Annotated in this window: 12 protein-coding genes; 9 read left to right on the top strand and 3 right to left on the bottom strand. The window is 69.6% G+C overall.

The genetic code is table 11. The features are described from left to right. Positions 1-72: 72 nt before the first annotated feature. Both TVD_RS11475 and queG read right to left on the bottom strand, forming a co-directional pair. Entirely contained in the window at positions 73-2,517 is a 2,445-nt protein-coding gene (locus tag TVD_RS11475; protein ID WP_047251640.1) for an EAL domain-containing protein, read from the bottom strand. A 142-nt stretch (positions 2,518-2,659) separates the two neighbouring features. Next, a complete protein-coding gene (gene queG, locus TVD_RS11470; RefSeq protein WP_047251639.1) occupies positions 2,660-3,829 on the bottom strand; it encodes a tRNA epoxyqueuosine(34) reductase QueG in 1,170 nt (389 codons plus the stop codon). A gap of 18 nt (positions 3,830-3,847) precedes the next feature. Here queG and TVD_RS11465 point away from each other — a divergent pair, with 18 nt between their 5' ends. The 7 genes from TVD_RS11465 to hflX all read left to right on the top strand — a co-directional run bounded on the left by TVD_RS11465 (position 3,848) and on the right by hflX (position 12,030). Further along, entirely contained in the window at positions 3,848-5,332 is a 1,485-nt protein-coding gene (locus TVD_RS11465; RefSeq protein ID WP_047251638.1) for a bifunctional ADP-dependent NAD(P)H-hydrate dehydratase/NAD(P)H-hydrate epimerase, read from the top strand. Next, positions 5,329-5,814 carry a tRNA (adenosine(37)-N6)-threonylcarbamoyltransferase complex ATPase subunit type 1 TsaE gene (gene tsaE / locus TVD_RS11460; RefSeq protein WP_047251637.1) on the top strand — a complete coding sequence of 162 codons (486 nt, stop codon included), beginning with the start codon at positions 5,329-5,331 and terminating at the stop codon, positions 5,812-5,814. Before TVD_RS11465 ends, tsaE begins: the two co-directional genes overlap by 4 nt. Before the next feature lie 191 nt (positions 5,815-6,005). Continuing rightward, positions 6,006-7,310 (top strand): N-acetylmuramoyl-L-alanine amidase, encoded by a 1,305-nt coding sequence (locus tag TVD_RS11455; protein WP_047251974.1) that lies wholly within the window; start codon positions 6,006-6,008, stop codon positions 7,308-7,310. A 120-nt stretch (positions 7,311-7,430) separates the two neighbouring features. After that, positions 7,431-9,308 (top strand): DNA mismatch repair endonuclease MutL, encoded by a 1,878-nt coding sequence (gene mutL / locus TVD_RS11450; RefSeq protein ID WP_047251636.1) that lies wholly within the window; start codon positions 7,431-7,433, stop codon positions 9,306-9,308. Then, complete coding sequence (gene miaA, locus TVD_RS11445) at positions 9,308-10,276, top strand: tRNA (adenosine(37)-N6)-dimethylallyltransferase MiaA (RefSeq protein WP_047251635.1); 969 nt, start codon at positions 9,308-9,310, stop codon at positions 10,274-10,276. Before mutL ends, miaA begins: the two co-directional genes overlap by 1 nt. 128 nt (positions 10,277-10,404) lie before the next feature. Then, positions 10,405-10,665: an RNA chaperone Hfq gene (gene hfq, locus TVD_RS11440; protein WP_018175824.1), complete on the top strand. Its 261-nt coding sequence runs from the start codon at positions 10,405-10,407 to the stop codon at positions 10,663-10,665. A 24-nt stretch (positions 10,666-10,689) separates the two neighbouring features. Continuing rightward, positions 10,690-12,030, top strand: coding sequence for a ribosome rescue GTPase HflX (gene hflX, locus TVD_RS11435; protein WP_018175823.1), 1,341 nt, complete (start codon positions 10,690-10,692; stop codon positions 12,028-12,030). A gap of 81 nt (positions 12,031-12,111) precedes the next feature. Here hflX and TVD_RS11430 read toward each other — a convergent pair whose 3' ends face one another. Further along, entirely contained in the window at positions 12,112-13,692 is a 1,581-nt protein-coding gene (locus TVD_RS11430) for a LysM peptidoglycan-binding domain-containing protein (RefSeq protein WP_018175822.1), read from the bottom strand. On the opposite strand from TVD_RS11430, the gene TVD_RS11425 reads away from it, so the two are divergent. Continuing rightward, positions 13,691-14,452 carry a hypothetical protein gene (locus TVD_RS11425; protein ID WP_018939211.1) on the top strand — a complete coding sequence of 254 codons (762 nt, stop codon included), beginning with the start codon at positions 13,691-13,693 and terminating at the stop codon, positions 14,450-14,452. The genes TVD_RS11430 and TVD_RS11425 overlap by 2 nt on opposite strands. Continuing rightward, positions 14,445-14,906 (top strand): ribonuclease HI, encoded by a 462-nt coding sequence (gene rnhA / locus TVD_RS11420; RefSeq protein WP_018145389.1) that lies wholly within the window; start codon positions 14,445-14,447, stop codon positions 14,904-14,906. The genes TVD_RS11425 and rnhA overlap by 8 nt, the downstream gene beginning before the upstream one ends. Position 14,907 lies beyond the last annotated feature (1 nt).

Genomic DNA, 14,907 nt, shown 5'->3' with positions numbered 1-14,907 from the left:
AGCAAGTCCGCGCACCGGAAGCGAAAGCGCCGGCAAAAACCAAGGAAAACACTCGGAAATGGGTATCGCTCGTCAGCGGACGTTGCTGTCGATGAGCGTGAGGTGTTGCTCCAGCGGGGCCGGTTCCGACAGGTAGAAGCCCTGCACGAAGTCCAGGCCGATCTCGCGCAGGCGGTCCATGGTCGCGGCTGATTCGACACACTCGGCGATGGTGCGCAGGCCGAGGACATGACCCACGCGGTGAATGGCCGTGACCATGGCCGAGTCCACCGCGTTGTGGGCAATATCGCGCACGAAGCTGCCGTCGATCTTGATGAAGTCCACCGGCAGGTTCTTCAAGTACCCGAATGACGACAGACCGCTGCCGAAGTCGTCCAGGGAGAAACGACAACCCATGTAGCGCAGGGTGCGGATCAGGCTCTGGGCGCGTTCGTGGTGGCTGATGGCCGCGGTCTCGGTGATCTCGAAGATGATGCAGCGCGGCGGGATCGCGTAGTGCTGCAGGCGCTCGGTGACGAACTCCAGCATGCTCTCCTGCGCCAGCGACTGGCCCGAGAGGTTGATCGCCAGAGTGGGGTCGCAGTGGGATGAGTTCTCGCGCGGCGCACGATGCCGGGCGAGCATGGCGAAGGCGTTGTCGATGATGTGGCGGTCGATATCCGGCATCAGGTGGTAGCGCTCCGCGGCCGGGATGAAGCTGCCCGGCGGGATCAGCCGGCCATCCTCGTCGCGCAGGCGCATCAACACCTCGACATGGGCAAGGTCCGGGGCGACTGGACCCAGCGGGTGGACGGCCTGGCCGAACAGCGCGAAGCGCCCTTCCTCCAGCGCCGAGCGGATGCGGCCGACCCATTCCATCTCCCCGCGTCGGCGGCGCAGGGCCTGGTCGCTGGGCTGCCAGACGTAGACCTGGTTGCGGCCATTTTCCTTGGCGGCGTAGCAGGCGGAGTCCGCCTGGCTGAGGATCTCGGGCAGGGTCTGTTCCGGGCCGCTGACCGGCACCAGACCGATGCTGACGCCGACATCGAAACGCCGGCCCTCCCATGCGAAGCGCAGGGACTGGACGGTCTCCAGCATCTTCCGGGCAATCGCCTCGGCGCGTTCGGGCGGGCAGTGGCACAGCAGCACGCCGAATTCGTCGCCACCCAGCCGAGCCAGGGTGTCGTTCTCGCGGATCAGGTGCCGCAGGCGCTCGGAGAGTTCCCGCAGGAGCTCGTCGCCGGCCTGGTGACCGCAGGTGTCGTTGATGATCTTGAACTGGTCGAGGTCCATGTAGAACACCGCATGCGGCGTCTCGCCCTCCTCCTGAATGTGCAGGGCCTGGTCCAGCCGCCGCTCGAATTCGCGGCGGTTGCACAGGCCGGTGAGGTCGTCATGGGTCGCCTGATGGTTGAGCTGCTGGGTCATCTGCCACAGCTCGGTGTGGTCGTGCAGCACGACCACCACACCCTGGGCCTCGCGGTTCGGGCGTTGCAGGGGCGAGGCCAGCATGCGTACCACGCGGGTTTCGCCGTCGGCGCGATGCAGTATGCGTTCGGGTGATTCCACGGTACCGCCCAGGTTCAGGCAGTGTTCCACCGGGCGGAGCACGCTGGTCCCCGTCCGGGTGTCTTCCAGGTCCAGCAGTTCGTCCACCAGGCGGCCCTGGGCGCTGGTGGCATCCAGCCCCAGCAGTACTTGGGCGGCGGGGTTCAGGTAGGTCAGGCGCCCGTGGGTGTCTGCGGTGATGACCCCGTCGCTGATTGATTGCAGCGTGGTTAGCAGGCGGTCCCGTTCGGCACCCGTGGCGGCCTCCGCGGCCCGCAGCGAGGTGACGTCCCAGGCCACGCCGAGCACGCCTGGGCGGCTGGATTCCCCATCGGTCAGCGGCATCCATGAGACGCGTAGATAGGTGTCGCCAATACGGACCTCGCCGTCGAAGCTATCCCCCCTCAGAGCGCGTTCCACGGCAGCGATCACGTTGGGCTGGTCGGCGTAGACTTCCCGGGCGTCGCGGCCCAGGACATCGCCTGGCTTTAATCCCAGGGTCCGGAGGCCGGCTCCCTCCGATAGCGTGAAGCAGCCTTCAGCATCTAGCGCGAACAGGATCAGCGGGGCATGGCGAATGGTCGCGCCCAGCTGGGTCTCCAGGCTCTTCAGCGCCTGCTCCGACTGACGCTCGCGGGTGATGTCGCGCACGGTCGCGAAGACCTCGAGCTCGCCGTCCGTGCGAATCGCGTTGATGTGCACCTCGGCCGGAAATTCGCCACCGTCACGATGCCGGTAGCGGCTCTCGAAGTGCGCGGGGAGGCGCTGTTCGGGGTTGGAGTGGGCCTGGTCCACGTCGTCCTGAGTGGCCTGCAGGTCCAGCTCGGTGATGTGCACGCCGCCGGTCAGTTCGGCGCTGGTATAGCCCAGCAGTTCGCAGGCAGCGTAGTTGGCCGCGACGATCCCGCCCTTGCGGTCGAGGACCAGATGAGCCTCGGGCGCCTGTTCAAAGATCCGCTGATAGCGCGTGGTGTCCGGGTGATCGGGCATGGCGGCGGGCTGAACCTTTGGTGGCGGGCCGGGCCCCGCGTCGGGGCGTGATTCGGCACCGGAGTGTCGCCGGTTGCGCCGGCACTGGCAACCTTGGGAGGTGCGGATTTGCCTCTTCCGGGGCGGTTTCTGCTTGCCCGGCCTATCCGGGCGCTTGGGTGAGCCGGGACAGGTTTTCCGTGGACAGGGGCGCGCTGTGCGGGGGGTTGCGCAGTTGTTCGCGCGCCCAGGCGGCGTGTTCGCGCACCAGCTCGGAAGGGTGCTCGGCGCGGGCGGCCAGGGCTGCGTCCGCCTCGGGTGTGGCCGGACCGTTGCCGAGGGCCACAGCGAGGTTGCGTAGCCACTGGGCATGGCCGATTCGGCGAATGGCCATGCCCTCGGTGCGGGCGAGGAAGGTTGCCTCGTCCCAGGCGAACAGCTCGATCAGGCTGGCGCTATCCAGACCGTGGCGGGCGATGAAGTCGGGTTCCGCCGTGACCTCGGCAAAGCGGTTCCAGGGGCAGACCAGCTGGCAGTCGTCGCAGCCGTAGATGCGGTTGCCGATCAGCGGGCGCAGGTCCTCGGGGATTGCACCCTTCAGTTCGATGGTCAGATACGAGATGCAGCGGCGGGCGTCCAGGTCGTATGGCCCGCGGAACGCCCGGGTCGGGCAGACATCGAGACAGGCGGTGCACTGGCCGCAGTGCTCGTCCACGGGTTCATCCAGTGGCAGTGGCAGGTCGGTAAACAACTCCCCGAGGAAGAACCAGGAGCCGCTCTCGCGCGCCAGCAGATTGGTGTTCTTGCCAATCCAGCCCAGCCCGGCGCGGGCGGCCAGGGCCTTTTCCAGGATCGGGGCGCTGTCGGTGAAGGCGCGATAGCCGAACGGCCCGACCTCCGCCTCGATCCGGCGCGCGAGGGTGGTCAGGCGCTTGCGCAGCAGCTTGTGGTAGTCGCGGCCCAGGGCATAGCGCGAGACATAGGCGTGATCACGTTCGGCCAGCTGGATCGCCGGGCGCCGGGTGGCCGGCGGGAAGTAGTCCATGCGCACGCTGATGATGCGCTGCACGCCGGGCACCAGGGCATCCGGGGCGTGGCGCAGGGGGGCGCGGTCGGCCATCCAGTCCATGTCGCCGTGCGAGCCCTGGGCCAGCCAGTCGTCCAGATGCCGGCGATCCGCCTCGGGCACCTCGGCGGGGGCGATGCGCACGGCCTGGAAGCCGAGCTCGCGTCCCCAGTCGCGGATGCGTTCGGCGAGTTCGGCAGATTGGCGTGGATCGAGGCGCTGAGGCACGATTTCGGCTTCCGCGACGGAGGTGATGGCGTGAATCATGAACCCGACCCACAAGCATTGACCAGCGCACTGTTCGATAACGCGGGCATGCGGGCCCTGGATGCCGCCGGCCTGGCCCTGCCGGGGATGGCTCCGGGCGAGCTGATGGAGCGTGCCGGGCAGGCCCTGTTGACGGTGGTGCGCCGCGACTGGCCGCAGGCCCGTCGCATCGGGATCCTGTGCGGGCCCGGCAACAACGGCGGAGACGGCTACGTGCTTGCCCGGCTGGCGGCCGAGGCCGGGCTGGAGGTGCGGGTCCATGGAGGCCCCTCGCGGGCGCGCCCCGAGTCCGATGGTCGTCAGGCCCACCGGCGCTGGCAGGCGAGCGGCGGCGAGGTCCATGCCCTGGAAAACTTCGACCCGGCGGCCGCGGACCTGTGGGTGGATTGCCTGTTCGGGATCGGCCTGGAGCGGCCGCTGACCGATGCCTACGGCGCGGTGATCGAGTCGCTGAACGCGAGTGGGCGGCCGGTGCTGGCGGCCGATGTGCCCTCGGGCGTGGATATCGATCGCGGCCGGCTCCTGGGGGAGGCGGTCCGGGCGAATCACACCCTGACCATGATCGCCGACAAGCTGGGCCTGCATACCGGGGCCGCGGTCGACCGGGTCGGCCAGGTGGAGGTGGCCCCGCTCGATCTCCCTGCCTCGGTGGCCCATGGCATCGCGCCGGTTGCGCGTCGGGTCGGGCCAGAGGACTGGCGGCCGCGCCTGCCGGTGCGGCGCCCGGGGGCGCACAAGGGCGACTGTGGGCATGTGCTGATCGTGGGCGGCGCGCCCGGCTACTCGGGGGCCGCGCGGCTGGCGGCGACGGCCGCCCTGCGCGCCGGGGCCGGGCGCGTGACCCTGGCCACGCACCCCGAGCATGCGGCCTGGGCGAATCTGGAGCGACCCGAGTTGATGGTGCGTGGCGTGGCGGACGCCAGCGAGTTGCAGGCCCTGATGCGTCGCGTCGATGTCGTCGCGGTGGGACCGGGACTGGGACAGGGCGCCTGGGGTCGCGGCCTGTGGCTGGCGGTGGCGGATGCCGACCTGCCCCGGGTGGCGGATGCCGATGCCCTGAACCTGCTGGCCGAGGCCCCGCGCCGGGGCGAGGACTGGGTGCTGACCCCGCACCCAGGCGAGGCCGCCCGTCTGCAGGGGCAGGACGTGGCCACCATCGAGGCCGATCGCCCCGGGCAGGTGCGGGCGCTGGCCGCGCGCCTGGGTGGAGTGGTGTTGCTGAAGGGGGCGGGCACGCTGGTCGCCAGTTCGGGTGCGGAGCCGCTGGCCTGTGTCACCGGCGGCCACCCCGGTATGGCCACCGCCGGTAGCGGCGACGTGCTGACCGGCATCATCGCGGCGCTGCGCGGGCAGGGCGCGGATGCGCGCAGCGCCGCGGAGATCGGTGCCGCCTGGCACTGCGCCGCAGCCTGCATCGCGCGTGATCGCCTGGGCGGGGCGCGCGGGATGCTGGCCGGGGATCTGGCCGAAGCCCTGCCGGCCGCGGCCGGGGGTGGGGCATGACGGTAGCAGCGGCCCCTCTGATCCTCCCGCACCTGGAGGCGACCGAGGCGGCCGGGGCCGCGCTGGCGGCGCTCGACGCCCCGCATATCGTGTTCCTGGAGGGTGATTTGGGTGTCGGCAAGACCACCTGGGTTCGGGGTCTGCTGCGCCGGCTCGGGCATGAAGGCGCGGTCCGCAGTCCGACCTACACCCTGGTGGAGCCGTATGCGCTGGCGGGGCGCGAGGTCCTGCACTTCGACCTTTACCGCCTGGGTGATCCCGAAGAACTCGAGTACCTGGGGGTGCGCGAGGCCTTCGGGGGCGATGTCCTGTGGCTGGTGGAGTGGCCGGAGCGCGGTGCGGGCTGGCTGCCGGCGCCGGATCTGGTGGTGCGCCTGGCGCATCGCGAGGGCACAGCCGAAGGCCGGGATCTGTGGCTGGAGGGGCCGCTGGCGGCGGCCTACCACCGGGTGCTTCGGGACCAGGAGATCGTGACAGGGTGACACGCCGGGGCTGCCCCGGAGTTGGCCCGCCACGCGCACAATGCGCGATATCTCGCTCATAAAGAAAGAAAATTGCTATTGCTTTTCCAGAAAAAGCGTCCACAATGTAGTCAGAACCCCTGATTACAAAGGGAAACGCCGTGGGCCAATCAACATCGCCGGATCTGCGCCGCCGCCAGCTGCTGCGCGCCATGACTGCCCTCGGGCTGGTCGGGATGCCTTTGCCGGCCCTGGCTCGCACGGACGTCCGGCGCGTGCGCATGTCCGTGGATGGCGGAACCACCCGTCTGGTCTTCGACATGGACGGCGAGGCGGAATACTCCATGTTCCACCTGCAGTCTCCCGACCGCCTGGTGGTGGATCTGGAGAACGCGCGGGCCGTGGAAGACCTGACCATCAGCGATAACCCGCGCTCGGCGATCAAGGCCGTGCGCCATGCCGCACGCAATGGCTCCGATCTGCGCGTGGTGTTCGACCTGCGCAAGCCGGTGGAGCCGAGCAGTTTCGTGCTGATGCCGGCACAGGGTGCGCCGCACCGCCTGGTCCTGGATCTGGCCAGCGGCGAGGCACCCGCCGCGCCGCGCTCGGCGGAGAACAACGGCTCCCGCCGTGGGCGCTCGCAGGAGGACCTGCGCGATGTCGTGGTCGCCATCGATGCCGGTCATGGTGGGCATGATCCGGGTGCCATCGGCCCCGCCGGCACCCGCGAGAAGGACGTGGTCCTGCAGATCTCGAAGCGTCTGGCCGATCGCGTGAACAGCGAGCACGGCATGAAGGCCGTGATGACCCGCAGTGGCGACTATTTCCTGCCCCTGCGCGAGCGCATCGAGCGGGCGCGCAAGGCGGACGCCGATATCTTCGTGTCCATCCACGCCGACGCGATCGCCAATCGCAGTGTCCAGGGTTCGTCGGTGTACATGCTGTCCGAGCGCGGGGCCTCCAGCGAGGCGGCGCGCTTCCTCGCCCAGCGCGAGAACCAGGCGGATCTGAGCCTGGGCGGGGTGCCGATCAACGGCAAGGACGATTCCCTGACCAACGTGCTGCTGGATCTGGCCCAGAGCGGGAGCCTGGAGGCCAGCAACACCCTGGCCGAGCGGATGATCGCGGAGCTCCACCGGGTGGGCAAGGTGCGCAAGCCGGAGGTAGAGCGCGCGAACTTTGCGGTCCTGCGCTCGCCGGACGTGCCGTCGGTCCTGGTCGAGGCGGCCTTCATCTCCAATCCCTCCGAGGAGCGCAAGCTGCGCAGCACGACCTTCCAGAACTCGCTGGCGGACGCCCTGCTGACCGGGTTGCGGTCGTACTTCTCCACCCATGCCCGTCCGGGCACGCTGATCGCCGACGGCCAGCCCGACCAGCACATCATCCGCCCGGGCGAGACCCTCTCCGGGATTGCCGATCGCTATCGCCTGTCGCTGGCGGACCTGCGTTCGGCCAACGATGTCCGCGACGACCGCATTTACGCCGGCCAGGTCCTGCGTATCCCCCGCGACTCCTGAGCCCGGCACCTCCGGGCAGCCCGTCACGTCTTGCAGGCGTTGTTCGGCCGCCGGCTAGGCACTCCGGCGCTGCCCCGGTTAGGCTAGGCACCCGGTTCTCGTCTCTCCCAGGTGTCGCGCGTGGCGATCGCAAAGCTCTCCGAACAACTGATCAACCAGATCGCCGCCGGCGAGGTGATCGAGCGTCCGGCCTCGGTGGTCAAGGAGCTGCTGGAGAACGCCCTGGATGCCGGGGCGACGCGGGTGGATGTGCGCCTGGAGCAGGGTGGCATTCGACTGATCCAGATCAGCGACAACGGCAGCGGGATCTATCGCGACGAGATGCCGCTGGCCCTGTCGCGCCACGCCACCAGCAAGATCGCCTGCATGGACGATCTCGAGGCGTTGCATACCCTGGGCTTTCGCGGCGAGGCCCTGCCCTCGATCGCCTCCGTCTCGCGGCTGTCGCTGACCTCCATGGTGGCGGACGAGCGCAACGGCTGGCGCCTGACCGGGGACGGCTCCGATGTCTTCCGCGAGGCCGCCCCGGCGTCACATCCGGTGGGCACGACCGTCGAGGTCCGCGACCTGTTCTTCAACGTCCCGGCGCGGCGCAAGTTCGTGCGTACCGAACGCACCGAATACAACCACTGCGAGAACGTGATCCGCACCCAGGCGGCTGCTTGTCCCGAGGTCGCCTTCAGCCTGCGCCACAATGACCGCGTCACCCTGGACCTGCCGGCGGCCGACGACCCCGGCGAACGGGTGCGGGCGCTGCTGGGTGATGCCTTCCTGGAGCATGCGACCCCGGTGGACGAACAGCGCGCCGGGCTGGCGCTGTCCGGCTGGCTGGGCTCGCCAACCCAGTCGCGCGCCCAGCCCGATCAGCAATTCTTCTTCGTCAACGGCCGCGCGATCCGTGACCGCGTGCTGGCCGCGGCCGTGCGCAAGGCCTATCAGGACGTGCTCTACCACGGGCGGCATCCGATGTTCGTGCTGGACCTGGAACTGGATCCGACCCAGGTGGATGTGAACGCGCACCCGACCAAGCAGGAAGTGCGCTTTCGCGAGTCGCGCATGGTTCACGACTTCATCTTCCACAGCCTGCACAAGGCGCTTGCCGCGTTGCGTCCGGGGGATTCCGGGCATGCCGCGGCGGTACCCGACATGGGTGCGCCGGCCCCCGCCGGTCGCCCCATGCCCATGCCGGCGCAGGCGGATCGCCCGCTGTCCGGGCTGGGTGTGCCGGGTGCGGGCGGTGGGTACGCGCCCCCTCGCGAACCGCGACTTGAGCCGGTCGGGCGCGATCCAGGCTTTGGTGCGGCCTGGGCCGAGTTCCGCGGGACGTCTGCGGTGGCCGAGGCGCGGCCCGCCGCTTATGACACCCCGATGCCATCCGCCACGTCCGGTGCGCCCGCAGCGGACCCGGACGGCATGCCGCCCCTGGGGTTTGCCCTGGGGCAGGTAGCCGAGACCTTCATCCTGGCCGAGAGCCCCCGCGGCCTGATCGTAGTGGACATGCACGCGGCCCACGAGCGCATCACCTATGAACGCCTCAAGCGCGAATGGGAGGGGGCACGGGTGACCTCGCAGCCCCTGCTGGTGCCGGAGACCCTGGACGTCACCCCGGCCGAGGCCGAACTGGCCGAGGAACGCGCGGGCCTGCTTGGGGAACTCGGCTTCGAGCTCGACCGTGCCGGCCCCGAGACCCTGACCCTGCGCGCGGCGCCCGCGCTGCTGCGCGGCCAGGACACCGCGCAGCTCGTGCGCGATGTCCTGGCGGACCTCGCGGCCGACGGTTACAGCCATCGGGCCGAGGGGGCGATGAACGCGGTACTGGGAACGATCGCCTGCCACGGTTCCGTGCGTTCGGGGCGGCGCCTGACCCTGCCCGAGATGAACCAGTTACTGCGCGATATGGAGGCCACCGAGCGCTCCGGCCAGTGCAACCACGGGCGCCCGACCTGGGTGGAGCTGGACCACTCGGCGCTGGACCGGCTGTTCCTGCGAGGACGCTGATGGCCGGACTGGATGGGGAGCGGCCGCCGGTCATCCTGCTGGCCGGTCCCACCGCGAGCGGCAAGACCGCGCTGTCGCTGGCGCTGGCCGAGGCCCTGGACGCGGAGATCGTCAGCGTGGATTCCGCGCTGGTCTATCGCGGCATGGATATCGGCACCGCCAAGCCGGACGCCGCCGAGCGTGCCCGCGCCCCGCATCACCTGCTGGATATCCGCGACCCGGAGGACACCTACAACGCCTCCGACTTTGCCCACGATGCCCGCGCCGCGATCGATGCCATTCATGCCCGCGGCCGGGTCGCCCTGCTGGCGGGCGGCACGCTGCTCTACCTGCGCGCCCTGCTGGACGGCTTCGATCCGATCCCGCCGGTCCCGGATGCGGTCCGCGAGTCCGTGCGTGGCCGTCTGGAACACGAGGGCGCCGTGGCCCTCCATGCCGAGCTGGCCACCGTGGACCCGGAGGCCGCCGCGCGCATCCACCCGAACGACCCGCAACGCATCCTGCGCGCCCTGGAGGTGTACGCGGCCAGTGGCCAGCCATTGTCGGGCTTCCAGAGTGGCGCGGCCGCGACGGTCCCGGCGGGCTGGGTGTCGCTGGCCCTGTGGCCGGCGGATCGCGAGCGCCTGCGCATCCGCATCGCCGACCGCTTCGATGCGATGCTGGAGGCCGGCTTCGTCGACGAACTGATGACCCTGACCCGTCGCCCCGGCCTGACCGCGGAGCACCCGTCGCAGCGGGCGGTGGGGTATCGCCAGGGCTGGCAGTGGCTGGCCGGCGAATGCGACTTTGCGACCTTTCGCGAGCGGGCCATCGCCGCGACCCGCCAGCTCGCAAAACGCCAGCTCACCGGGCTGCGGCGCTTCCCCCTGCATGCCCGGTTGAACGCCGAGGACGCGGATTTGTCGCAGGCTTTGCGGGCCATCCAGGCTGCACGGATAGCGGCCCCGGCAGCGGCGATGTCCGAATAACGCCCGGTGTACGCCTGGAACGGCGCCGCGAAGCCGGTATGCTACGCTTCAACCTGACCGTGCGGCGGGCCGACCTCGAGCCGCCGGCGCGGGTCGCGAACCAATAATAACGATCAAGGAACGCACCGATGGCCAAAGGGCAAATGTTGCAGGAACCCTTCCTGAATGCGCTGCGTCGGGACCGGATCCCGGTCTCCATCTACCTGGTGAACGGGATCAAGCTGCAGGGGCAGATCGAATCCTTCGACCAGTTCGTGGTGCTGCTGCGCAGTACGGTCTCGCAGATGGTGTACAAGCACGCCATCTCCACGATCGTGCCGGCCCGTCAGGTGAACATGAATCTCGAGGGCGAGGCAGCGGCTCCCGCCTCCGCCGAGGCCGAGTCCTGAACATGAGTGGAGGTCTCCTCCAGCTTGTTTGAGCGTCCGGAGAGTGCCGGCGACGAGCGCGTCGGCAATGGTGCGGTCCTGGTCGCGCTGAATGTCGGGGACAACCCCGATATCGAGGCCCAGGTCCAGGAATTCGACGAGCTCGTGCGCTCCGCCGGGGCCGAGATCATGGCGGTGGTGCGCGGATCGCGCGACCGGCCGCACCCCAAGCTGTTCGTCGGCGCCGGCAAGGCTGACGAGATCCGCGATGCGGTCGAGGCCTCGGGGGCTGACGTGGTGATCTTCAACCACGCCCTGTCGCCCAGCCAGGAACGCAACCTCGAGGCCCACCTGAAGGCCCGGGTGCTGGATCGCTCCGGTTTGATCCTCGATATCTTCGCCCAGCGCGCCCGTTCCCACGAGGGCAAGCTGCAGGTGGAACTGGCCCAGTTGCGCCATATGTCCACGCGCCTGGTCCGTGGCTGGACTCACCTGGAACGGCAAAAGGGCGGGATCGGCCTGCGCGGTCCGGGGGAAACCCAGCTGGAGACCGACCGCCGCCTGCTGGCCGGGCGCATCAAGCACATCGAGCGGCGTCTGGAGAAGGTCGAACGCACCCGCGAACAGGGCCGTCAGGCGCGCCTGCGCAACGAGATCCCCACGGTGTCGCTGGTGGGCTACACCAACGCCGGCAAGTCGACCCTGTTCAATCGCCTCACGCATTCCGACGTCTACCAGGCGGATCAGCTGTTCGCGACCCTGGACCCGACTTTGCGCCGTCTGGACCTGGCCCCGCACCAGTCGCTGATCCTGGCCGACACCGTGGGCTTCGTGCGCGACCTGCCGCATGAGCTGGTTGCCGCGTTCAAGGCGACCCTGACCGAGACCCGCGAGGCGGCGCTGCTGCTGCACGTGATCGACGCCGCCGACCCGGAGCGCGAGGCGCGCATCCGGCAGGTCGAGGAGGTGCTCGAGGAGATCGGTGCCGAGGACGTCCCCTGCTGGAGGGTGTACAACAAGATCGACCAGCTGGAGAACCCGGCCGAGGACCCGGACGACCGTTTCGGCATGGCGGACGATGCCTTCTGGCTGTCGGCGCATACCGGCGAGGGTGTGGAGCGCCTGGAGCAGCGCCTGGCCGAGACCTTCACCGAGTCCATGACCCAGGGCTGGGTCGAGCTCCCGGCCTCGGCCGGGCGCCTGCGCGCCCAGCTCTACGAAGAGAAGGCCGTGGAGGCCGAGCAGACCACGCCGGACGGGTCGATCCAGTTGCGCCTGCATGTGCCGAAGCGGCGTTTCGAGCAGCTCTTCCGCGCGGCCGGGCTGGACCCCGAAACCGTCCGCCTGCAATCGGAAGCACCGGGGGCGGCGGCCGCCGACCACTGAAGCCGGCCGCGGCTCGCTTGCGCACGAAAAAGGCCCCGGGTTCAACCGGGGCCTTTTTCGTGGCGTCGATGTCGTCGCGGTTCAGGCGTCGCTCTGGGCGATCGCTTCCCCGTCGGCGCTGGCCAGGTACAGGGTCAGGGTCTCTCCGGCTCGGATGCCATCGCCGTTTAGCCCGTTCCAGCGCCGCAGGTCGCCGATGCTGACCTGGTGGCGGCGAGCGATGGTCGACAGCGAGTCGCCGGGGCGGACCTCGTACTCGACGCGCTGGCCGTCGGGCCCACGGTCGGGATCGGCGCGCACCACCTTGAGGGTGTCGCCCGGGCGGAGGATCGCGTCCGGGTCCAGGTCGTTGGCGGCGCGCAGGGCGCCGATGGACATGCCGGTGCGCTGGCTGATGTGCCACAGGCTGTCGCCAGCCTGCACCTGATAGTCCTCCGCTAACTGGCCGTTGTCGCCGGCCACCTGCAGCGGAGCCTCTTCGCTCGGGGCGGAGGCCGGCAGGCGCAGGGTCTGACCGGCGCGGATCATGTCGTCGTCGAGGTTGTTCATGTCGCGCAGCACGGCGACGCGGGTGCCGGCGCGCTGGGCAATCTGGCCGAGGTTGTCGCCCGAGCGCACAGTGTATTCGCGGAACCGGAGCAGCGGTTCATCGTTGCGGGTCTCCAGTGCCGCCTCGAGGGTGGGCAGCGCCTCGCGCGGGACGAACAGGTGCTGGGCGCCGCCGGGGTGGGTGGCATGGCGGTGGTAGCCGGGGTTGAGCTGTTTGAGGGTCTCGGTATCCAGGTCGGCGAGCTCCGCGATTAGCGAGAAGTCCGCCTGCTGGCCGGGTTCGATCATCTCCAGCGCGGGTTCGTTGGCGATGGGCGCGATGGCGATGTTGTGGGCATCGGGGTCCAGGAACAGGTGGCGCAGGGCCAGCAGCCGCGGGATGTACGCGGTCGGCTCGGACGGCAGGTCCAGGCTCCAGTAGTCAGTGGGCTCGCCGCGGGCGGCATTGCGGTCGATGGCGCGCTGGATGTTGCCCTGGCCGTAGTTGTAAGCGGCCAGGGCCAGGTACCAGTCGTCGAAGCGTCGATGCAGCGCCTGGAGGTAGTCCAGCGCGGCGAGGGTGGATTTGTAGACGTCGCGGCGGCCGTCGTACCAGTGATCGCGCGACAGATCGAAATAGTCGCCGGTGGCCGGCATGAACTGCCAGATCCCCGCCGCGCGGCTGCGCGAGGTCGCCTGGGCGACGAAGCCGCTCTCCACGATCGGCAGCAGCAGGAGCTCGGCGGGCATGTCGCGCGCCTCAATCTCGGACAGGATGAAGTAGGCGAACGGCTCCGCGCGCCGGGTGCTGTACTCGATGATCCGTGGATGGTCACGGTAGTGCCTGATATAGCGATCCACGCGCTCGTGGTCCAGCGCGTCGTTGAAGCCGAAGCCCAGGCGCGCGCGCTCCCACAGGTCGTCGGTCTCGGCGGCACGTTGCGCGGCGTCGCGCTGCTGGCGTTCCATCGCGGCCTGCACGTCCTCGGTCGTGCGCGGTTCCACGATCGGCCGATCCGCCGCCGAGGTGTCCAGCGTGCGCTCGGAGTCGTGTAGGCTACAGGCAGAGGCGAAGATCGCCGTCAGGCCGAGAATCAGGGCGGTGGTCAGTCGTGTGCGGAGGCGTGGTGTCATGGCGCTGGAGGATAAACCAGAGATGGGGGATCACCAAGACCCATTCCTGACTTGGTTGGCGCACTGGTATGCCCAGCCGCAGGGGCGGAGGGTCCGCGAGCGCTTTCTGGAACGCATTCGGCGCTATGGCGATGCGGGCCCCGGGGGGCTGGCGGTGGAGCTGGCGCCGGTGCCGATCCTGGAGGACAGCGATGCCCTGCAGGCCCCGCTGATCCGGATCGCCTCGGCGCGCCCGGCGCTGCGCATGGACCCCGAGGCCTGGCCGCTGGAGTCCGCCTGTGCCGGGCGCATCGTGCTCGCCCATCCCTGCGCCCAGAGCGAGCAACCGGCGGCGGTGGTGGCCGAGGCGGCCCGGGTGCTGGAGCCCGAGGGACGGGTGTTTCTGCTGGAAGGCAACCGCCTGCAGCGCGGTGGGCGCAACGGGGTGCGCGCCTCGCCGTTGCCCGAAGGCCTGCGGCGGCGCCAGTATCGCGAGTTGCTGGAGGCAGCGGATCTCGAGGTGCTGGATCAGTGGAGCCTGAGCCTGCTCCCACCGGGGCTGCCCGCCGCCTGGCAGAAACGCCTGGCCACCATGGATGCCTGGACCCTGCGCGGCCTGCCGCCGTTGGCCAGCATGATCCTGACCGTGGCCCACAAGCGGGTGAACATGCCCCTGCGTCCGGAGCCGCGTTTCCGCTTCGCCATGCCCAACCCCGCGATGCGTCCGGGGCTGGTATCCTCGCGCTCCTCTCATTCTGGAGCCCGCCGAACGCATGGCTGACGAACGCGTGTACATCTATACCGACGGGGCCTGCCGTGGAAACCCCGGGCCGGGCGGCTGGGGTGCGATCCTGCGCTTCGACGGGCGCGAGCGCGAGCTCTACGGGGCCGAGGCCGAGACGACCAATAACCGCATGGAGATGACCGCGGCCATCCGCGCGCTGGAGACCCTGAAGCGCCCCTGCAAGGTGGAGCTGGTCACGGATTCCAAGTACGTGAAGCAGGGCGTGACCGAGTGGATGCCGGGCTGGAAGCGGCGCAACTGGAAGTCCGCCAGCGGCTCGCCGGTGAAGAACCGTGATCTCTGGGAGGAGCTGGATGCACAGGCCCAGCGCCACGACATCGAGTGGTACTGGGTACGGGGCCACAGCGGTCACCCGGAGAACGAGCGCGCCGACGAACTGGCCAATGCAGGCATTGATGCCCTGCTGGCCGGCGAACCGATCGAGAATTGAA

Source organism: Thioalkalivibrio versutus, from assembly GCF_001020955.1.
Classification (GTDB): domain Bacteria; phylum Pseudomonadota; class Gammaproteobacteria; order Ectothiorhodospirales; family Ectothiorhodospiraceae; genus Thioalkalivibrio; species Thioalkalivibrio versutus.
This window is presented reverse-complemented; position numbering and strand designations above follow the sequence as displayed.

Bases quoted from the DNA above. Each gene is read 5' to 3' on its own strand.
- TVD_RS11475 (WP_047251640.1), bottom strand. From the start codon at position 2,517: ATGCCCGATCACCCGGACACCACGCGCTATCAGCGGATCTTTGAACAG.
- queG (WP_047251639.1), bottom strand. From the start codon at position 3,829: ATGATTCACGCCATCACCTCCGTCGCGGAAGCCGAAATCGTGCCTCAG.
- tsaE (WP_047251637.1), top strand. From the start codon at position 5,329: ATGACGGTAGCAGCGGCCCCTCTGATCCTCCCGCACCTGGAGGCGACC.
- TVD_RS11455 (WP_047251974.1), top strand. From the start codon at position 6,006: ATGACTGCCCTCGGGCTGGTCGGGATGCCTTTGCCGGCCCTGGCTCGC.
- miaA (WP_047251635.1), top strand. From the start codon at position 9,308: ATGGCCGGACTGGATGGGGAGCGGCCGCCGGTCATCCTGCTGGCCGGT.
- hfq (WP_018175824.1), top strand. From the start codon at position 10,405: ATGGCCAAAGGGCAAATGTTGCAGGAACCCTTCCTGAATGCGCTGCGT.
- TVD_RS11425 (WP_018939211.1), top strand. From the start codon at position 13,691: ATGGCGCTGGAGGATAAACCAGAGATGGGGGATCACCAAGACCCATTC.
- TVD_RS11430 (WP_018175822.1), bottom strand. From the start codon at position 13,692: ATGACACCACGCCTCCGCACACGACTGACCACCGCCCTGATTCTCGGC.
- rnhA (WP_018145389.1), top strand. From the start codon at position 14,445: ATGGCTGACGAACGCGTGTACATCTATACCGACGGGGCCTGCCGTGGA.